The following is a 19,994-nucleotide window of genomic DNA, read 5'->3' on the forward strand; positions in this document are numbered from 1 at the left end:
CGTCTTCACCTCGTCAGGCTCATAACCTGAAGGTCAGAGGGTCAAAGCCTAACACCAAAACCAAACTTCTAGATCGGATATCAAACACTTAGCGCCCCAAGAGGCGCTTTCTGCGTTTGAGATGCTCGCGCCCGGTGCTACTGCGGTGCTACGCCAGAGAGCAAAGAACAGCAGCGTTAGCCCGGCGAATCCGGCGCTCCCTAAACCCGAATCTCTCCCCACAAATAAATCCACCACACCTTCACCGTCTGTGCTGTCAGCACCGTTAGCCAATTATACCGTGAGCGTTCGTTTGGCGTTCGGTTTGGCCGAGCCTTCGTTGCTGGTTCCATCGCAGTATAAAAAAGCGTTTTGTGCAGGAATGATAGTTATACTGGACGTGCGAGAATTCACGCTAGATCCAAATTAATATATTATTATCAATATAATAAAGATAATTCGTGGAGATATACCATGCGCCAAATTATGATTTTCACAGTCATTACAGCCCATTTTGTCACAACGGCTAATGCTGAAATGTCTAAAAGTGATCGTGATGAGCTTTTTGACCGCGTGGAGCAAATGTGCTCGAACGCTGACGCTGAGGTTACGCGATACGTAAAATTTGAGGGCGAGGCTGGCGCTCAAGGCATTGTTAAACTGGTAGGCGCTGAAATTTCCGGAGCTGCAACAGTCGAACAGTATGAGAACTTGGAGCAACAACTAAACGACTTCCGAACAAACCCGACGATATGTCAGTTTGAAGCGTTCGAGCTTTTAGCGCCAATCTTCGGTGGGGCGCTCAGCGACGAACAAGGAGCGCTACCAGTGGAGGAACAGTTTATTTGCGATTTTCCAGAAGACCGGCGACACGTTCTTTTTCCGGGTGAAGGCGACACTCCCGATGTACCAGCAGGATTTACTCGAGTTGAGACAAGCGGCAACGATCAAGTACTGGATCTGGAAGACTTGGTTCAAAGAGGGCAGTATGGATTCGCTATTTCGATAACAGCTAACGAGTTTAGGCACGCTGTTAAGAAGTTCGGCAAATACTCAAAGCAAGCATACTATCAAGCTGATAGGTTTTCTTTCGTTCTGAGATCGTTAGGAGATTCCGACGGCCAAGACGTGCAATACGTTCAAGGGTTTTCTGCAGAAAATGAGCTTGAAATGCTCTTGAAGGAATACGGTTCTGAAATCGGGAAGTTCAACTGTATTTCAAGCCAAGAGCCAGCATAGGTGGATTTATTCACCTAAAATAGCAATTCCGCCTTGGATCGTTACCAAAGTGCCTCACATGGACGCTTCGCCGGTTTGATCGCAAGAAATGACCGTCACTTGGTATGGCGAAGTTCGTCAGAGTTTGATGCCCAATATTCTCTCACGAAAACACTGCTTAGGACATCGGATGCGCGTGAAAAGCGAAACAACGCCGGAACTAACGATCCGAGCGCTGTCGCACCATTCACTGTGTTAGACTTCACCGAACGCTCAATTCAATCACCCGCATTCCGGCCTTCCCTTCCCGGCTGAACGCGATGTTTACCCCCTGACGCCGCAACACGGGCTGAACACGGCGCAACGCCGCCCCAAACCGCGCCTCGGACCGGGGAAAGCTCTGGCTGTCCTCTGTCAGCGCTGGAAAGCGAACCCGCAAGGTTTGCTTCAACTCGGTTGCAGTGCCGCTCCAACGCTGACGCCCATCCATCAATGACAGGATTGCCAGTGCAACCGGGTTGGCCTCAACAGCGGCTTGGTCGCTGCGGGCGCGATTGGCCGTGTAGGAGTCCAGAAACGCTCCCTGAGTCCATCTAAGGGTATCTTCGGCGGCAACCACCCATTTTGCGAAATCCGCCATCCTAGGGGCCTCTGAGAGGCTCACCGAGTCTATTCACAGTTCAGGAATGAACCCCATGACAGTTATGAGCAGGCACAACTGAAGGGTCGATGTTTCCAATTCACCGAACGCATAGGTAGAAACTTCGTGTCTCAAAGTGACAGTCGTTGGCAAGGATTTCTGACGAAGAGCGCAAAATTCTGATTCACATTGGCAACATTCTTGTGATTGCTGCAGTTCTGTCTCTTTTCCGCCGAAATTCACGCTGATAAGTGTGAGATTATGTATTGGGGTGGTAGTAAGTGCGAGTGGGCAGATGAGAGCCGGAACAAACGGTCAAATAGCTATTTCGTGGTGTCAGACAGAAATTGACGGGCTTGAGGATGCACCTCTTTCCTGTTTGGCGATCGGAGCAGCATGGTCATGGCGCGGACAGGCAATTGTCCTGAATGCCGTGGCAGAACAAAGCGTCGGGCAAATGGGCAATGCACGGGGTATTGCAACGCATACTAACAGCCACTTCCCGATTATCCGCGAGGTTTCCGGTGAAGTGACCGGTTCCGTTACCTTCACCAACGGGGCGCAGAAGTTTTCGGCCAACCTTGTTGTTGATGGTAAGGATGCCACGCCGACACTCGTGTTCGACGGCGCTTGCCCTCCGCGGGATGAAGAGTTCTGGGTCGTTGACGTGACTACGCTTGTGATGATCCAAAATCCGGCTGCAGAAAGCGGTGCGACCGTCATTTCTTTCCCGACCTGAATCCCAAGCGGCGAAGCGCTGTTAAGCGGCTTCCGATCCGTGCGGCCCCCTGTCTGCGTATCCTGACCGATATTCTGAATAGTGTTGTTTGCCGTGTTGACTCTGCCGGTTTTGCAGATATAAGCGCGGCTTCATTGGTGTTGGTGGCCCCCGCAAGGGGATGCCTGTCATGGGGGAAACCTCAAGAGGACAACGCCCTTCATAGTGGCCCGCAGGGCCTCGACCTAAACGAAGGAGATCAGCCGTGACCAAACGCACGTCTGCCAAGTACAAAATCGACCGCCGGATGGGCGAAAACATCTGGGGTCGTCCGAAATCCCCGATCAACCGTCGTGAATATGGCCCCGGCCAGCATGGTCAGCGCCGCAAGGGCAAACTGTCGGACTTCGGCCTGCAGCTGCGCGCCAAGCAGAAGCTGAAAGGCTACTACGGCGACCTGACCGAGAAGCAGTTCCGCCGCATCTATGCCGAAGCCGTGCGTGTGAACGGCGATACCGGTGAAAACCTGATCGGCCTGCTGGAACGCCGCCTGGATGCTGTCGTCTATCGCGCCAAGTTTGTTGCGACCGTGTTCGCTGCACGTCAGTTCGTGAACCATGGCCATGTCACAGTGAACGGCAAGCGGGTCAACATCCCCAGCTACCGTGTCAAAGAAGGCGACGTGATCGAAGTGCGCGACAAATCCAAGCAACTGGCTGTTGTTCTGGAAGCCGCCGCGCTGGCAGAACGTGATGTGCCTGACTACATCGACGCAGACCACTCGAAAATGACTGCGACCTTCGTACGCGCACCGGGCCTGAGCGATGTGCCGTACCCGGTCGTCATGGAACCGAACCTGGTCGTCGAATTCTACGCGAAGAACTAATCTTCGCCGACAAACAGATTTACGAGGCCGCGCAATCTGCGCGGTCTTTTTCGTTCAGGCCGCGCTCTGTGGTCCGATATCCTGCCGCGGAGACACACCGAATTTGCGCGAATACTCGCGGCTGAACTGGGTCGGGCTTTCATATCCCACATCAAAGGCCGCTTGCGACACGCTGAGCGTGCCGTGGGACAGAAGCCGACGCGCTTCGAGCAACCTGAGATCCTTTTGATATTGCAGCGGCGACTTTGCGGTCACTGATTTAAAATGCGCATGGAAGGCGGAAACGCTCATACCCGCGGTCTGTGCCAAATCGGATACGGGCAGTGGCGTTCGGAAATCAGCTCGTATCAAATCAATCACCCGCGCGATCCGGCTGGCCGCGCTGTCGCGCCACAGCATTTGCCGCAACATTCCACCGTGATCGGCTTGCAACAGTCGATAATGGACCTCGCGGCTGATCATCGGGGCCAAAACCTTTGCGTCCATCGGGTTCTGGCTGGCGCGAAACAGGCGGGTCATGGCATCGATCAGATCGGGCGCGGCCTTGGATACGGCCAGGCTCTGCGCCGCCTCTGTTTCCCCAGGTGCAGATCCAACCTCATCATAGAGGCCCCGCAGGATCGACAGGTCGAGCGAGAATACAAGGCCGACATATGGTTTCTGGCGGCTCGCTTCGGTGACTGCGGCCAGAACCGGAAGCGAATGGCTGACGATCAACGAGTCGCCCGCGCCGAAATGTACCAAGCGATTGCCGATACGTGTTTCTTTCTTCCCTTGTAGAACCAGGCAGACAACAGGTTCATAAACCTGAGCTTCAATGGACTTGGTTTTGACGTCGTGCAAAAGGCCGAACCCCTCCAGCGCAGTTGGGTAAAAAGCCGCATCTTCTGGCTGTCCGCGTACAGATTCGCAAATCTCTGTAATCAGGTCGAACTGTGTCATATCGGGCCTCTTCCTCCCGTACAGCATATTTCGTGGGGGGTGACACTGCCAGTGAAAGTCCCGAACTTCGGAGGATCAGGCAGATCTTGCAGAGAATTCGGCAAGCATGTCGCCGCGCGAGGGACTATCTGACTGTCAGGCTTTTCATAGCGGAGAAAGACTATGGCACAGACCATCCTCATCACCGGCGCGTCGTCGGGTATCGGCAAAGTCACGGCAGAGCTGTTTCAGAAACAAGGTTGGAACGTCATTGCCACCATGCGCAGTCCGGAAAAGGAAACCGAGCTATCGCAGTTGGAAAACGTTCTGGTAACGCGCCTGGACGTGACCGACGAAGCCTCGATCACGGCAGCTGTGGCTGAAGGGATTGAGCGGTTCGGCCAGATCGATGTTCTGTTGAACAATGCGGGGTATGGGGCCTATGGGCCGTTGGAGGCGTTCCCGATGGACCGCATTCGCCGTCAGTTCGACACCAACGTCATTGGTCTGTTGGCCGTGACCAAAGCCGTATTGCCACATATGCGGGCCAATGGGTCGGGCTGCATCGTCAACATCTCTTCCATTGGTGGGCAGATCACATTCCCTCTTGGGGCGCTGTATCACGGCACGAAATTCGCGGTCGAAGGAATTTCGGAATCGCTGCACTACGAACTCGCCGCGGCTGGCATCAAGGTCAAGATTGTTGAACCCGGGCTGATCGCCACTGACTTTGGCGGCCGCTCGTTCGATTTTGTCAACGATGAAAGCATGACCGAATATCAACCCGTGGTTCAGGCCCTGTTCAACACCTGGGGCTCAGAAGAGATGGCGTCCCGCACCTCGCCGCCAAGCGTTGTTGCCGACGTGATCTGGGCTGCCGTGACGGATGGCACCAACGCTTTGCGGTATCGCGCGGGCGCGGATGCGGTTGAGTATCTCGACAATCGCAAAGCTTTGGATGACGCTACCTTTATCGGTGGTATGAAAACGATGCTCGGGCTGGCCTGAGGTCTAAATCGGCAGCGGTCGCCCTTCGGCGATCGCTTCCATCGCGAAATACGACGTGACGCTGTCAAGTTCGACTTTTTCGATCAACCGCTGATAGACCTTGTCATATGACGCCATATCCTGCGTTACGACTTTCAGCTGATAGTCGTAATCCCCGCCGATCCGGTGAAAATCCACAACTTCGGGGATCGTCAGAACATGGCTTCGAAACGCCTGAAGCCACTCGGCCGAATGATGCCGTGTACGCAGCATGACAAAGACCACAAGGCTCAATCCCAGCTTCTCGCGTGCGATACGGGCCGTTGACCCAATCAGAACGCCGTCTTCATTCAAGGCCTTCAAACGCCGCCAGCACGCATTTTGCGACAAGCCGACACGATCCGCCAATTCCCGTTGGGACAGGGTGGCATCCTTTTGCAGTTCTTTCAGAATGCGCGTGTCGATTTGATCTAACTTAGAAGCCATATCTGATCATATGACACAAAAATTCTAAAATCCACGCAAAGATAGGTGAAGTTTCCGCGCTCCAGAAATATCACATTGGTAGGGCAGTTAGGAGCCAATGCCATGACCCTGTCCAAATTTCGTGCGGAACTCTGTTCCACCACTCACAATTCAAACCTGCGCGATGGGCTGATCGGAGAGAATGTTCTGATCCCGGGTCTGCATGGGGACGTGCCGCTTGTCTATGCGGATTACGTTGCCTCGGGCCGCGCCTTGCGGCAGGTCGAAGACTTTGTGGCGCAACATGTTTTGCCGTTTTATGCAAACAGCCACACCGAAGCCTCCTATTGCGGATCTTACATGACACGTCTGCGCCGCGAGGCGCGCGAAGAGATAGCCCGCCTTGTTGGCGCGAGGGGAGAAGACGCGGTGATCTTTACCGGGTCCGGTGCCACGGCGGGGCTCAACCGGTTGGTCAGTTTGTTGGGAGTGGAAGAGGCTGACCAGCCGGTTGTTTTAATCGGACCATACGAGCATCATTCAAACATTCTGCCCTGGCGTGAGAGCAAGGCGCAGGTGATAGAAATCCCCGAAGCCGAGGACGGAGGCGTCGATCTGCACGCGCTGGAAACCGCGCTTAAGGCACATGCGGATGCCGATTTGCTGATCGGTTCATTCTCGGCGGCGTCCAACGTGACCGGTATTATCACCGACCCTGATCCGGTGACTCGATTGCTCAAGTCGCACGGTGCGTTGGCCGTTTGGGATTACGCCGGGGGCGGGCCGTACTTGCCGATGGATATGGGCCCTGCGGATGCGCGCAAGGATGCCATCGTGGTGTCCCCGCACAAGTTTCCCGGTGGTCCGGGCGCGTCGGGAGTGTTGATCGTGAACCAGTTTGCCGTGCAGCGGGAATGCCCCAGCTGGCCGGGTGGCGGCACCGTCAGTTTCGTCTCGCCCTGGCGGCATGACTACAGCGCCGATCTGGCCACTCGGGAGGAGGCGGGAACGCCCAACGTGATCGGAGACATTCGCGCCGCGCTGGCCTTCATCGTCAAGGATGTTGTCGGCACGGACGAAATCGCCCGGCGCGAGGCGCAATTCAACCAGATGGCTCTGGAGGGTTTGAAAGACAACCCGAACCTGACTTTGCTTGGGGTCGATAACCCGCACCGCTTGCCGATCTATTCCTTCCTTGTCCGCGACAATTCCGGTCAGCCCGTGCATCAGCAGTTGTTTACCCGGATGCTCAGCGACATCTACGGCATTCAGGTGCGGGGCGGTTGTGCCTGCGCGGGACCTTACGCGCACCGTCTGCTGGGGATCGACCGCGCCGCGTCCGAGGCGCTTCACACAGCCCTGTCGGCTGGGGAAGAGATGAAAAAGCCCGGCTGGGTGCGGCTGAACTTCTCGTATCTGATGAGCGAGGAAACGGTTCAATTCATCATCGACAGTGTCAATGACCTGTCCCGCCGGACCGAGGAATTCGCGCCCTTCTACGATGCCGACCCGGCGACAGCACGCTTCAAAGCCGCGTGATGGAATTGCCGCTTTTCTCAACCCGTTGAGACAGGTATGAGAGGCCCATTCAACGGAGCCTCTCATGACCAAGATCACCCCACAACCCGGCATTATGGACATCGCGCTCTATCAGGGCGGCCAGTCGCATGTGGCCGGGGTGGAGCATGTGATCAAGCTGAGCTCGAACGAAAACCCGTTCGGGCCAAGCCCCAAGGCGATTGAGGCGGTGCGCAACAGTGCCGCTACTTTGCATCGTTATCCCAGCACGGATCATGCAAGCCTGCGCGCGGCCATCGGCGCGCGTCACGGTCTGGACCCGGCGCGGATCATCTGTGGTGTCGGTAGCGACGAGGTACTGCAATTCATCGCTCAGGCCTATGCGGGTCCGGGGGATGAGGTGATCTATACCGAGCACGGGTTCTCCATGTACCCGATCATCGCCCGCATGGCCGGTGCGACGCCGGTCATGGTGGCCGAGCGGGATCGCAAAGTGGATGTGGATGCCATTCTGGCCGCTGTGACGGGGCAGACGCGGATTGTCTTCGTCACCAACCCCGGCAACCCGACCTCGACCATGATCTCAAATGACGAGTTGGAACGTCTGGCTCAGGGCCTGCCTGACACCTGCCTGATGGTTCTGGACGGTGCCTATGCCGAGTTTGTGGATGGATTCGACGGCGGTGCATCGCTGGTTGATGCCCATGAGAACGTGATCATGACCCGGACCTTTTCGAAAGTGTACGGGTTGGGAGGTATGCGGGTCGGCTGGGGTTATGCGCATCAATCGATCATCGACGTGCTGAACCGGGTGCGCCAGCCGTTCAACCTGTCACTCACCGCCTTGGCCGCGGCTGAGGCTGCGGTAAACGATGTCGACTTCCTGTCCTTCTGCCAATCCGAAAACGCGCGGCTGCGTGTGTGGCTGGCCGAGGAACTGGCGAAAATCGGTGTGCCTTCGGATCCGTCCTGCACCAACTTCATCCTCGCGCGGTTTGCCGATCAGGCCGAGGCCGAGGCTTGCGATGACTACCTGAAAACGCAGGGTTTGATTGTCCGCCGGGTTGCGGGCTACAACCTGCCGAACGCCTTGCGGATTACCGTGGGCGACGAAGAAGCCTGCCGCCGTGTGGTTGCGGCAATCACTGCATTCAAAGAGGGCGCAGCATGAGCCAGATTTACGACCGGGTTGCACTGATCGGGCTGGGCCTGATCGCCTCGTCCATGTTCTGGGCGATCAAACGTGCAGGTCTGGCCGGGGAAGTGACAGGCTATGCCCGGTCCGAGGCGACCCGCGAAACGGCACGCAGGATCGGATTGTGCGATCGTGTGTGCGACACGGCCGGTGAGGCCGTCGAAGGTGCCGACCTCGTCGTCCTCTGCGTCCCCGTGGGGGCCATGGGGCCAGTCGCGGCAGAGATCGCCCCGATGTTGAAGCCCGGCGCAACCGTTTCGGATGTAGGCTCGGTCAAGCGGCACGTGATTCAGGCGGTACAACCGCACATCCCCGAAGGCGTACATTTCATTCCTGCGCACCCTCTGGCAGGGACCGAGCATTCCGGTCCGGAATCGGGTTTTGCCGAGCTGTTCGACAATCGCTGGTGTCTTGTGGTGCCGGTCGAGGGCACCGACCCGGATGCCATCGCCCGTCTGCGCGCGCTGTGGGAAGGCATGGGGTCAAACGTCGATGAAATGGACGCGGACCACCATGATCTGGTTCTGGCCGTGACCTCTCATGCGCCGCATTTGATCGCCTATACGATGGTTGGTGTGGCCGACGACCTGCGGCGGGTGACAGATACCGAGGTGATCAAATACTCGGCCGCCGGTTTCCGGGATTTCACCCGTATCGCCGCATCCGATCCGACCATGTGGCGCGATGTCTTCCTGTCCAACAAGGACGCGACGCTGGAAATCCTGGGCCGCTTCACCGAAGAGCTTTTTGCCCTGCAACGCGCGATCCGCACCGGCGATGGTGAGCATTTGTTTGACTACTTCACCCGAACCCGTGCTATTCGTCGCGGCATCATCGATGCCGGGCAGGACACGGACGCACCGGATTTTGGACGGGGACAGGCAAGTTCATGAGATTGCGCTGGGGGCATTTTCTGATCGGGGTCATGGCTTTCAGCGCCGTGACAACGCAGGCAGCACCCCTGGATCAGTCTCTGGTGCCACTTCCTCGCCCGTCGCTTTCTGAGGATGCCGGAGGCACATCTGTCGTTTCGGACATTGCCAGGCTGCGCCCCCTTTCGCGCCCCGTTTCGCCGCAGGTAACAGCCGCAGCCGCGCGCCCATCGGCATTGCCGTTGCTTGGGCCCGATACTTCGCTGATGCCGTATAAACGGCCCAAGGCTTTGGAGCAGGAGGTGCTGTTCAAAAAGCGCAGGCTGCGTAAGGGATCGGTCTGCGGCGATATCGCCATTCAGGGCAAAGCTGTAGGCAACGTGGGCAGCAAAAACTCGGCCTGTGGCGTCAAGGATGCGGTGCAAATCACGTCGGTTTCGGGCGTGGTACTCAGCCGCCCATCGACGATGGATTGTGGCACGGCCATTGCGCTGAACAAATGGGTCGACAAAACCGTCAAACCCACCTTCAAGCGTCGCGGTCCTGTGGTCGAACTGAAGGTGGCGGCGCATTATGCCTGCCGAACCCGCAACAATCGCAAGGGCGCGCGAATATCCGAGCATGGCAAGGGCCGTGCCATCGATATCTCGGGCTTCAAAATGGCCGATGGTGAGGTGGTGACGGTTCTGAATGGGTGGCGCAAGAACCCGTCCCAGAAGCAGTTGAAAAAGATCTGGCGCGGGGCATGCGGTCCGTTCGGCACCGTTCTCGGCCCAAATTCAGACCGCTACCACCGCGATCATTTCCACTTGGATACGGCCCGCTATCGCAGCGGCACATACTGCCGTTAACGCAGGATCAGGCGCGGGGCAGGGCCCAGAGGCAACGGACCAAGCGCCACAAACCCATCCCGGAAATTCAGTTGCAGGTCCAGCGCGTTGGGGTTTCCGCCCAGCCCTGCCAGAAAGTTCAGTGCACGGGTGACGGGATCTACGGCCTGATCGGGCAGGGCGCCCGCCGCATTTGCCATCGCGATCATGTCGCGCCAATTCTCGGCCTTGACGGCAATCTCTCCGGTCGGGATGCCTTGGGCGTCCACCTCCAGATCGCCGGTCGCAAACAGGCGCAACTCACCCCATTTGATTTCGGCCAGACGCAGGTCGACGGCCACGGGCTGCGGTCGGCTGTCTTCCAGCGCGGAGCGGTCCCAAACCTTGTCGAAGGTGGTAACCATATCCAGTTCCAGCGTTTCAAAGCTTTGCGGCAACGAGGTCGCTGAATGCATCAGCGCCCGCAACTTGTCCCCCGGCGTGAAACCATCCGCGCGGGCAGTGATGGCATAGGCCTCGGGCTGCGGTGTCTGTTCCATGATCAGGCTCAGCGTGTCGCCGGACGCTAAGGCGGTGGTGCTCTCGGTGACCGACCAAGCCCCGGCCGTCAAAGCCATCTTCTCGAGCACAAGCGAAACACCCGGCTGCAACTGCAATTCTGCAAGCAGCTCATCAGCCACAATTGTCGATGTCTGATCGAAGTAAGACAGGCGTTGCGGCGTATCAGCAAACCGCAGCACCTGACGACCGGGCCAGATGGCGGGGCTTTTGAATTCAATCCAATCCGCGCTCCACGCCGTGCCGTTTACCGGATCAGCCAGCGCCGGATTGTTCAGCCGGGTCATGTGGTGGGTCGGATACCCTGCCGTTGCCACATCCGAGAAATCTGCCTGCCAGCCGCGCGCCTCCTGCTGGTCGAACCAACTGGTGATCGCAGTGCGCAGGCCATAGCCGGCCACGAACCAATATGCGCTCCATGCAAGGGTAACAAAAATGAGTACTCGTATCAGACGCATCTGAAATGGCCCTTTTTCCTGCCTCGGAATTGATGTTTATAGGCCCAAACAGGCAAGGACCAGTGCAATGACGATGTGGGTTTTCGGATATGGATCGCTGCTGTGGAACCCGGGCTTTCCGGTGGCACGCAGTGAACGTGCAACGTTGCATGGCTATGCCCGATCCTTCTGCATGAGCTCGATCCACCACCGCGGGACCGAGGAAAAGCCGGGTCTGGTGCTGGCGCTGGATGAACAGGCAACCGCAATCTGCACCGGTCTGGCCCTGGCGGTTGAAGCAGGCCATGAAGACCGCACCCTGCACGAGTTGCGCGAACGTGAGTTGATTTCCTCGGCCTATGTCGAACGCATGCTGGATGTGCATCTGGAAAACGGCGACATCGTCAATGCCGTGACCTATGTGATCGACGCCGACCATGTCCAGTATTGCGGCGGGATGCCGTTAGAGGATCAGGCCCAGATCATCGCCCATGCAGTCGGCGGGCGCGGTCCCAACGACGAATACCTCTACAATACAGCCGAACATCTGGCCGAGATCGGCCTGCGTGATCACGATCTTGAGTGGTTGGCGCAACGGGTGCGCAGTATCACCGCATAAACTCTTGGCGTCACGGGCGGAATTTCGCTAGATTCGCTGCAGAGCAGGCAAATACCGGGAACCACGCGCATGGCGCAGGCACATCAGGGCGCGAGACCCCATTTCTCGCATCCAACGCGACAGATTTTGTTGATGTTGATGGCGATCGGCCTGTCCGGGCTGGGGGTGTTTCTGGCGCTGCCATATGTGATGCCGGTTTTCTTCGCCAATCCGTATTTGAACGGGTTCATCCTGCTGGTGTTCGTGATCGGTGTTCTGGCCTGTTTCTATCAGGTGACGCAGCTGATCGGCTCCGTGCGCTGGATCGAGGCCTTTGTGGGCGGCGTTGTTCGCGAAGACGCCCGTACGCCGCAACTGCTTGCACCGTTGGCCTCATTGTTGCGCGAACGGGGTGCCCGGTCGCAGATCAGTTCGACCTCAACCCGGTCCATTCTGGATTCCGTGGCCGAGCGGGTCGAGGAAGAACGGGAAATCACCCGCTATATTACCAACGTGCTGATCTATCTGGGCCTTTTGGGCACGTTCTTTGGTCTGGCGACAACCGTTCCGGCCATTGTCGACACCATCCGCAGTCTGAACCCGCAGGAAGGTGAAGAAGGGCTCGCCGTTTTCAACCGCCTGATGACCGGGCTCGAGGCGCAGTTGCAGGGGATGGGTGTTGCGTTCGGATCGTCCCTGCTTGGTCTGGCGGGATCGCTGATTGTCGGCCTGCTGGAAGTTTTTGCGGGGCATGGCCAAAACCGGTTTTATCGCGAGCTTGAGGAATGGCTGTCCTCGATCACCCGCGTGGGTTTTGCGGGCGGCGAAGAGGGCGGCGCGGAAATCGCCGTACTGACCCCTGTGCTGGATGCCATGTCTGAACAGATGGATGCATTGCAGAATCTGTTTTCGGCGCAGGAAAGCGAGCGGGCTGAGGTATCGGCCAAACTGGGGCAACTGGTCGATGTGATTGGCGAGATGAACAATCGTCAGGCCAATACCGAAAGCGTCACCTCGGCTTTGGAACGTGTGGCTCTTGGACAGGACGCGCTGCTGGATCACATGCGTGATCACGGTGCGGGTGAGGGCATCGACGCCGAAAGCCGGATGCGCCTGCGCTCGATGGACGTTCAGCTGCTGCGCATTCTCGAAGAGATTTCGGCCGGTCGACAGGAAAGCATGAACGAATTCCGCAAGGATATCGAACTGTTGGTCAAGGCCCTGACCCTACCGCGCGGCGCAGTGCGCACCACGCCGGAAGGAGAGTAACTCATGGCGCTGTCCCGCCGCACCGGTCAACGATTCCAGGGCTCGGTCTGGCCCGGATTCGTGGATGCGATGACGGGGCTTTTGATGGTGCTGACCTTCGTTCTGACCATCTTCATGGTGATCCAATTTGTGCTGCGCGAAACCATCTCGGGGCAGGAAGACGAACTGACAACGCTGGCGGACGAAGTTGCGGCGCTTGCCGGTGCGCTGGGTTTGGAAGAGCGTGAGAACAGCCGGTTGCAGGCGCGCCTCGGGGCATTGAACACAACCTTGTCAGCGGCTGAGGACGATCTGGCACAAGCACAATCACTGATTGCTTCGCTGACCACCGAACGCGACCGTCAGGCCGCCGCGCTGGATCAGGCGCAGACACGGATCACCAATTTCGAAGCGCAGGTTGCGGCTCTGTTGGCAGAACAGGAACAGGCGCTGGGCGATATCACGGCGCTTGAAACGCAGCGCGAACAATTGCTGACCGAGCAGGAGGCGCTGAACCTTGCTCTGGCCCAAAGCCGTGAAGAAATTGATGCGCAGACCGAAGCCGCCCGTTTGGCCGCCGCACGCCGCGAAGCGCTGGAAGCACTGGTGGCCGATCTGGAGCAAAGCGGTGAGGATCGGGCGGCGGAAATCACCGCCCTTGAACAGCAACTGAGTGACGAAGAGGCGGCTCGTCTTGCAGAAGCCGCCGCTGCCGAGGCATTGCGCAACCGTCTTCAGGACGCCGATGCTGAACTGACGGCGATGACATTGGCGTTGGAAGCCCAGCGCAAAGAGGCCGAAGATACGCTGACCCTTTTGGCTGCCGCCCAAGCCGCGCGGGCCGAGCTTGAGCGTCAGTTCGGTGACGTTAACCCTGATGAGTTGCGGGAGCAGCTTGAAGCCGCGTTGCAGGCGCAGACACAAGCGCAGGCAGATGCCGAGGAGCAACGCACTTTGGCTGAACAGCGCGAGGCTCTGCTGGCCCTTGCCGAGATAACGCTGTCGGATGAGAAAGAAATATCTGCCGAGGCACAGCGCGAAGCTGCGCTGTTGAATCAGCAAATCGCCGCCCTGCGCGGGCAGTTGGGATCGTTGCAGGCGCTGCTGGATGATTTTGAGGAACGCAACGAAGCCGCCGAGATTCAAATCCAGACTTTGGGTCAGGACCTGAATGCCGCGCTGGCTCGCGCCGCCTCGGAAGAACGCCGCCGCCGCTTGCTGGAAGAAGCCGAACGCCTGCGTCTTGAGGCCGAAGCCGAAGCACTGGCCGGTCAGAATGAGGAACTGGCGGCGCAGGCAGAAGACCTGCAACGCTATCGCTCGGAATTCTTTGGGCGTCTGCGGGATGTGCTGGGTGATCAGGAAGGCGTGCGGATTGAAGGCGACCGGTTCGTGTTCTCTTCCGAAGTCCTGTTCCCGACAGGTTCCGCCGTTCTGTCCGCGGAAGGTCGGCAAGAGGTCGCCAAGGTCGCCAGCATCCTGCGCAGCGTTGCGGCTGAGATCCCAAGCGGTCTGAACTGGGTGATCCGGGTCGACGGTCACACCGACAACGTCCCGCTGGCCGGAAGTGGCCGGTATCGCGACAACTGGGAACTCAGCCAGGGCCGCGCGCTGTCGGTCGTGCGCTATATGGTCGACGCGCTGGGCATCCCGCCCAACCGCCTTGCGGCCAACGGGTTTGGTGAGTTCCAGCCGGTCAATCCGGCCGACACACCAGAGGCCCGGGCGCAAAACCGCCGGATTGAGCTGAAACTGACCGAGCGGTGATCCTACAATCTGTGATCTAAGCGGTTTTGTTTTAACGGATTTTAATGTTCTGCCTGATGAAATGCAGCAGCCGAACCCTATGTCATAACCATAGGTTGATTGGAGCTGTGCGTGAGAGACAGGACAACGGAAGTAAAGATTGCAGTCGATAACGCTCTGCAAGCACCGCACCAGCGTGTTACGTTGTGCCAGACCGGGCAAGGAGACAGGTTTTGGCTGAAACGTGTCGAACGTTTCGCGCCCCATCTCTGGTTGGTGAAGGGCAAGCCGGAACACGCGTTTGAACGTGAACGATCATCTAACCGTTTTCTGTGGAGTTACGGCGCGCCGGTCCCCAGAATTGTGGCAGAAGGCAAAGAGTATATCGCCATCGAAGACGCCGGGGTCAGCCTGACCAGATTATGCGCAGACAAATCCGTCTCCATGGCGGAAAAGCTCAGGGCGTGCCGTACAGCTGGCCAAGCGCTGGCGCGGTTTCATGCGATGGATCTGGCCCACGGACGCCCGGCGTTTCGGGATATGTGCTGGGATGGACGCCAGATTCGGTTCATCGATTTTGAGTATTTCGTGCCCAAGAAAGCTGGGCGACGTCGCAAGGCACGCGATCTGACCATTGCGATCCTGTCCGCACTGTCTCAGGGCGGTTCCGGACCTCGTTTTGCCTATCGCATTCTGTCCTCCTACTATGCGGCGTGGGGCAGGAAACCAAAGGTCCTGCCGGTGCCATACGCCGTGAGAGTGCGGAAGAGCTAACCTCGTTTCCAACAAAAGAAATAAGAGAACGCGTTGCACACGCGTAAACACACCAAAGGTCCAATCAGCTTAGCGCCTGCCAAATCGAAAACTCTGATCCGGAGTTCCCATGAAACATCGGGGCACCACAGGGTAATCCTCGGTCAGGAAATAGGCATAGGTTCCAGCGGGATACTCGGCTGAAACGGTGAAGGCGCCGTTGCATTGGTCCAGATTGCCGTGACCCTGCACATATGCGTAGTCCTCGTTGAATGTCCCGTCATGCCGCCCGTTCGGTGCGCTGCCACCCGGGCGGTTCCCGGATTTCAAACGAAAAGAGGACGTCATTTCAGTGACTTTGCCGTCTACTACGCCCGTCATCGCGTAGATCGGAAAGCCATCTGCGGCGTACCCGATCAGCGGTGAATGATCAGTCGGGGACCACCCCAGCAACTCGATCAAACCTGTCGGTACACCGTGGTAGTGATACTTCCCGTTGGGCTGCACATGGGCAAAATTGGCATCCAACCCCAGAGAAATAGCCCCACCCAACGCATTGTAGGACCACCCGGATTCTGGATCACCGTGCCAGAACTCGGCAGCCAGCGGGTCAAACACAACCCCGTTGAGAGACACGCCAAAGTTCCAACCCATGCTAAGCGGCGTGATTGCGCCAGTGGCAACGGGTTTCGCGGATACTTTCAGCTTCACCTTCTGCCGTTCGATCTGATGCGGGTTGCCGCGATTGGGAAACTGCCCGACCAGATGATCGGGAATACCATTACCCGTGACCCTGATTGTGCGGCCCTTTTCCTTTACCGAGGCGCGGCTCTTCCCGGGGTCCACGGTAGCGGGCACCAGCTTCAGAGGTTCTGTGGTCGTTTCGTCGTGATAGCGGAACCTGTGCTGCGCCGTTGCAACCGCTGCGATGGTCGAAAGGGCGAAAGTTGCGCCCCAGATGATTGAAATCTTGCTCACGTTCCAGTCCTTGTCCTGTGTTCATCATTGAAGATTACACGCGGCTGAAACCGGGTTCCGTCGCAATTACCCGTATCAGAACTGGAAAAGCCCGACGATGGGGATCGCCGGGCTTTGAAAATATACTGTTTCCAGATCAGTCCGCTGTCAACAACGGAGGCTTGTCGCCCGGAATGCGACGTTGATCCGGACCCAGAATTTCAAGGTCCAGCTCGCCCTTCTTGACCGAGACACGGACCACACCGCCCTTGGCCAGTTTGCCGAACAGCAACTCCTCGGCCAGAGGTTTCTTGATGTGCTCCTGAATGACACGGCCCAGCGGACGCGCACCCATCTTGTCGTCATAGCCTTTATCGGCCAGCCACTCGGCGGCTTTGGGCGTCAGATCGATGGTCACGCCGCGATCCAGCAGTTGTGCTTCAAGCTGCAGAACGAATTTCTCGACCACTTGCAGGATGACCTCCTTCGGCAGCGGCGCGAAGGAAATCACAGCATCCAGACGGTTGCGGAATTCCGGAGTGAACATACGTTCAATCGCGGCGGTGTCCTCACCTTCACGACGGTCGCGGGCAAAGCCGATGGCGGCCTTGGCCTGTTCCTGCGCGCCCGCGTTCGAGGTCATGATCAGCACCACGTTGCGGAAGTTTACTGTGCGGCCGTTGTGATCGGTCAGTTCCCCGTGATCCATCACCTGCAACAGAATGTTGAACACGTCCGGGTGGGCCTTTTCGATCTCGTCCAGCAGCAACACACAATGCGGATGCTGGTCGACACCGTCGGTCAGCAAACCACCCTGGTCAAACCCGACATAACCCGGAGGCGCGCCGATCAGACGGGAAACCGCGTGTTTCTCCATGTATTCCGACATGTCAAAGCGCAGCAGTTCCACGCCCAGCGTATCCGCCAGCTGTTTCGCCACCTCGGTCTTGCCTACACCGGTCGGACCGGCGAACAGGTAGTTGCCGATGGGCTTTTCAGGCTCACGCAGACCGGCACGGGCCAGTTTGATCGCGCTGGACAGCGCCTCGATGGCCAGATTTTGACCAAACACCACCCGTTTCAGCGAGGCCTCGAGGTCTTTCAACACCTCGGCATCGTCCTTGGTGACGTTCTTGGGCGGGATGCGGGCGATCTTGGCGACAACGGCCTCGATCTCTTTCACGCCGATGGTCTTGCGCCGCTTGCTTTCCGCGACCAGATGCTGCGCCGCGCCGGCCTCATCGATCACGTCGATGGCCTTGTCGGGCAGTTTGCGGTCGTTGATATAGCGCGCCGAAAGTTCAACGGCGGTCTTGATCGCATCGGCGGTGTATTTGATGTCGTGATGCTCTTCGAAATAGGGCTTCAAACCACGCAGGATTTTCACGCTGTCCTCGACCGAAGGTTCATTCACGTCGATCTTCTGGAACCGGCGGCTCAGCGCGCGGTCCTTCTCGAAATGCTGACGGAATTCTTTGTAAGTGGTCGAACCCATTGTACGCAGCTTGCCACCCTGAAGTGCAGGCTTCAGCAGGTTCGAGGCGTCCATCGCCCCGCCCGAGGTCGCACCGGCACCGATCACGGTGTGAATCTCGTCGATGAACAGCACCGCGTCGGGGTGATCTTCCAGCTCGGTCACAACCGCTTTCAGGCGCTCTTCGAAATCACCGCGATAGCGGGTTCCGGCCAGCAGTGCGCCCATGTCCAGCGAATAGATCGTGGTGTTGGCCAGCACATCGGGGGCCTCGCCGCCGACGATCTTATGCGCCAGACCTTCTGCGATGGCAGTTTTGCCCACGCCCGGATCACCCACCAACAGCGGGTTGTTCTTGCGGCGGCGGCACAGCACCTGAATGCAGCGCTCCACCTCGTCCGAACGCCCGATCAGCGGATCAACATCGCCCGCGCGCGATTTCGCGTTCAGATCGATGCAATATTTTCCAAGCGCGCTTTCCTTCTGTTCGGCTTCGCCAGACGTGGTCTGGGCGTCTTCTTCCACCTGATCCGCGCCCGAAACCGAGCGGCTCTCGCCATAAGCCGGGTCCTTGGCCACGCCATGGGCGATGAAATTGACCGCGTCGTAACGGGTCATGTCCTGTTCCTGCAGGAAATAGGCGGCATTGCTTTCGCGTTCGGCGAAAATTGCGACCAGTACGTTGGCGCCGGTCACTTCGGTCCGGCCCGAGCTTTGTACGTGGATCGCGGCGCGCTGAATGACGCGCTGGAACGCGGCCGTTGGAACGGCTTCGGACCCGTCGATATCCGTGACCAGGTTCGAAAGATCCTCGTCGATGAATTCCACCAGAGTGCTGCGCAGTTCGTCCAGATCGACACTGCACGCTTTCATGACGCGCACCGCATCGGGTTCTTCCAGAAGTGCCAGCAGCAAATGCTCCAGCGTTGCGAATTCATGGCGCCGTTCATTCGCAGCCGCCAGGGCCGCGTGGATGGCTTGTTCCAATGTGCTCGAGAATGAAGGCACGCGGGTGCTCCTCTGTCTTGGGTCAGAAGGGGGCGGGCTTTCGGCCGGATCCCCATCCCAACCATGTCCTCATACTATTAGAGTTTGGTTGATCGTGGCCCGGCTTCAAGGGTTTTCTTTCACTTGACAGTCACATTTGTTGTAACCGTGTCCGTGAAGAGGGGCAAATAAGCATCAGAACCGGTCTTTTCTAGCCCGAATTTCGGCAAAAACGGCCACGGGTTCTGCGCCTGTCATGTCAAGATGTGCCTGAATCGCGGGGTCCGTGGCCCTCAGGAACGGGTTTGTGGCCTTTTCGAGGGCCAGAGTCGACGGAACGGTGGCTTTTCCAGCGGCGCGCGCGCGCTCGATATCAGCCATGCGATCTTTCAGGGCCTGGTTGTCAGGATCGACGGTAATGGCGAATTTGGCGTTGGATTGTGTATATTCATGGCCGGAACAGACCAATGTGTCGTCCGGCAGAGCGGTCAGTTTGTTCAAAGACCCCCACATTTGCGCCGGAGTGCCCTCGAACAGACGCCCGCAACCAAGCGCCATCAGACTGTCGGCGGTGAACACGGCGGCGCTCTGCGGCATGTAAAAGGCAATATGCCCGTCCGTGTGCCCCGAGACGTCCAGAACCTGAACAGGCTCGCCGCCGATTTCAAAACTGTCGCCCTCTTTGACTTGCTGATCCAATGGCGGCAGGCGATGCGCGTCTGCGGCGGCCCCGATGACTTTCGCCGGGTGTTTGGCCAGTATGTCCGCCAAGCCGTCCACGTGATCCCAGTGATGGTGGGTCAGCAGCACGTGCGACAATGTCCATCCCCTATCGTCCAGCGCTTTCAGAATCGGCGCAGCCTCGGGCGCGTCGATCAGGGCGGTCTGGCCATTGACGGCGTCATGCGCCAGAAAGGCGTAATTGTCGCTGAGGCATGGGATTGTAACGATTTCAAGAGGCATGGCCTTTTGCCCTTTCATTGCTAGACTGCGCCCAGCTAAGCCGA

The 19,994-nt window shown here is 58.1% G+C and carries 19 protein-coding genes; 12 read left to right on the forward strand and 7 right to left on the reverse strand.

Going from position 1 to position 19,994, the window contains the following annotated elements; all coding sequences use genetic code 11:
• Window positions 1–453 precede the first annotated feature (453 nt).
• Window positions 454–1,218 carry a hypothetical protein gene (locus tag ACR0LF_RS13080; RefSeq protein ID WP_480578673.1) on the forward strand — a complete coding sequence of 255 codons (765 nt, stop codon included), beginning with the start codon at window positions 454–456 and terminating at the stop codon, window positions 1,216–1,218.
• Between the two features lie 241 nt (window positions 1,219–1,459).
• Here the strand turns inward: ACR0LF_RS13080 and ACR0LF_RS13085 are convergent, their stop codons facing one another.
• Window positions 1,460–1,837 (reverse strand): hypothetical protein, encoded by a 378-nt coding sequence (locus ACR0LF_RS13085; RefSeq protein WP_480578675.1) that lies wholly within the window; start codon window positions 1,835–1,837, stop codon window positions 1,460–1,462.
• 295 nt (window positions 1,838–2,132) lie between these two features.
• Here ACR0LF_RS13085 and ACR0LF_RS13090 point away from each other — a divergent pair, with 295 nt between their 5' ends.
• Both ACR0LF_RS13090 and rpsD read left to right on the forward strand, forming a co-directional pair.
• The gene (locus tag ACR0LF_RS13090) at window positions 2,133–2,576 is read left to right on the forward strand and encodes a hypothetical protein (protein WP_480578677.1); all 444 of its coding nucleotides are present in this window, start codon (window positions 2,133–2,135) and stop codon (window positions 2,574–2,576) included.
• Between the two features lie 244 nt (window positions 2,577–2,820).
• Window positions 2,821–3,441 carry a 30S ribosomal protein S4 gene (rpsD, locus tag ACR0LF_RS13095; protein ID WP_480578679.1) on the forward strand — a complete coding sequence of 207 codons (621 nt, stop codon included), beginning with the start codon at window positions 2,821–2,823 and terminating at the stop codon, window positions 3,439–3,441.
• A gap of 54 nt (window positions 3,442–3,495) precedes the next feature.
• Here rpsD and ACR0LF_RS13100 read toward each other — a convergent pair whose 3' ends face one another.
• Window positions 3,496–4,383, reverse strand: coding sequence for an AraC family transcriptional regulator (locus ACR0LF_RS13100; protein ID WP_480578681.1), 888 nt, complete (start codon window positions 4,381–4,383; stop codon window positions 3,496–3,498).
• Between the two features lie 162 nt (window positions 4,384–4,545).
• Between ACR0LF_RS13100 and ACR0LF_RS13105 the strand changes: the two genes are divergently transcribed.
• Complete coding sequence (locus ACR0LF_RS13105; protein WP_480578683.1) at window positions 4,546–5,370, forward strand: SDR family oxidoreductase; 825 nt, start codon at window positions 4,546–4,548, stop codon at window positions 5,368–5,370.
• 3 nt (window positions 5,371–5,373) lie between these two features.
• Here ACR0LF_RS13105 and ACR0LF_RS13110 read toward each other — a convergent pair whose 3' ends face one another.
• Window positions 5,374–5,835: an Lrp/AsnC family transcriptional regulator gene (locus tag ACR0LF_RS13110; protein WP_480505878.1), complete on the reverse strand. Its 462-nt coding sequence runs from the start codon at window positions 5,833–5,835 to the stop codon at window positions 5,374–5,376.
• A 102-nt stretch (window positions 5,836–5,937) separates the two neighbouring features.
• Between ACR0LF_RS13110 and ACR0LF_RS13115 the strand changes: the two genes are divergently transcribed.
• The 4 genes from ACR0LF_RS13115 (at window position 5,938) to ACR0LF_RS13130 (ending at window position 10,250) form a co-directional block, all read left to right on the forward strand.
• Window positions 5,938–7,353 (forward strand): aminotransferase class V-fold PLP-dependent enzyme, encoded by a 1,416-nt coding sequence (locus ACR0LF_RS13115; protein WP_480578685.1) that lies wholly within the window; start codon window positions 5,938–5,940, stop codon window positions 7,351–7,353.
• 64 nt (window positions 7,354–7,417) lie between these two features.
• Window positions 7,418–8,503, forward strand: coding sequence for a histidinol-phosphate transaminase (gene hisC, locus ACR0LF_RS13120; protein ID WP_480578687.1), 1,086 nt, complete (start codon window positions 7,418–7,420; stop codon window positions 8,501–8,503).
• A complete protein-coding gene (locus ACR0LF_RS13125) occupies window positions 8,500–9,420 on the forward strand; it encodes a prephenate/arogenate dehydrogenase family protein (RefSeq protein WP_480578689.1) in 921 nt (306 codons plus the stop codon). Before hisC ends, ACR0LF_RS13125 begins: the two co-directional genes overlap by 4 nt.
• Window positions 9,417–10,250: an extensin-like domain-containing protein gene (locus ACR0LF_RS13130; RefSeq protein WP_480578691.1), complete on the forward strand. Its 834-nt coding sequence runs from the start codon at window positions 9,417–9,419 to the stop codon at window positions 10,248–10,250. The genes ACR0LF_RS13125 and ACR0LF_RS13130 overlap by 4 nt, the downstream gene beginning before the upstream one ends.
• Here the strand turns inward: ACR0LF_RS13130 and ACR0LF_RS13135 are convergent.
• Entirely contained in the window at window positions 10,247–11,245 is a 999-nt protein-coding gene (locus ACR0LF_RS13135) for a DUF2125 domain-containing protein (RefSeq protein WP_480578693.1), read from the reverse strand. The two genes, ACR0LF_RS13130 and ACR0LF_RS13135, sit on opposite strands and share 4 nt — an antisense overlap.
• A gap of 67 nt (window positions 11,246–11,312) precedes the next feature.
• On the opposite strand from ACR0LF_RS13135, the gene ACR0LF_RS13140 reads away from it, so the two are divergent.
• The 4 genes from ACR0LF_RS13140 (at window position 11,313) to ACR0LF_RS13155 (ending at window position 15,590) form a co-directional block, all read left to right on the forward strand.
• A complete protein-coding gene (locus tag ACR0LF_RS13140; protein WP_480578695.1) occupies window positions 11,313–11,843 on the forward strand; it encodes a gamma-glutamylcyclotransferase in 531 nt (176 codons plus the stop codon).
• A gap of 69 nt (window positions 11,844–11,912) precedes the next feature.
• Window positions 11,913–13,091, forward strand: a complete 1,179-nt coding sequence (locus ACR0LF_RS13145) for a biopolymer transporter ExbB (RefSeq protein WP_480578697.1) — start codon at window positions 11,913–11,915, stop codon at window positions 13,089–13,091.
• A gap of 3 nt (window positions 13,092–13,094) precedes the next feature.
• A complete protein-coding gene (locus tag ACR0LF_RS13150; protein WP_480578699.1) occupies window positions 13,095–14,837 on the forward strand; it encodes a peptidoglycan -binding protein in 1,743 nt (580 codons plus the stop codon).
• A gap of 111 nt (window positions 14,838–14,948) precedes the next feature.
• A complete protein-coding gene (locus ACR0LF_RS13155; RefSeq protein WP_480578701.1) occupies window positions 14,949–15,590 on the forward strand; it encodes a phosphotransferase in 642 nt (213 codons plus the stop codon).
• A 69-nt stretch (window positions 15,591–15,659) separates the two neighbouring features.
• On the opposite strand, the gene ACR0LF_RS13160 is transcribed toward ACR0LF_RS13155, so the two are convergent.
• The 3 genes from ACR0LF_RS13160 to gloB form a co-directional block, all read right to left on the reverse strand.
• Window positions 15,660–16,547: a YHYH protein gene (locus ACR0LF_RS13160; protein WP_480578703.1), complete on the reverse strand. Its 888-nt coding sequence runs from the start codon at window positions 16,545–16,547 to the stop codon at window positions 15,660–15,662.
• Between the two features lie 136 nt (window positions 16,548–16,683).
• Complete coding sequence (gene clpA / locus ACR0LF_RS13165) at window positions 16,684–19,008, reverse strand: ATP-dependent Clp protease ATP-binding subunit ClpA (RefSeq protein ID WP_480578704.1); 2,325 nt, start codon at window positions 19,006–19,008, stop codon at window positions 16,684–16,686.
• Between the two features lie 174 nt (window positions 19,009–19,182).
• Entirely contained in the window at window positions 19,183–19,950 is a 768-nt protein-coding gene (gloB, locus tag ACR0LF_RS13170; protein ID WP_480578706.1) for a hydroxyacylglutathione hydrolase, read from the reverse strand.
• Window positions 19,951–19,994 lie beyond the last annotated feature (44 nt).

This window comes from Ruegeria sp. E8, assembly GCF_056533985.1.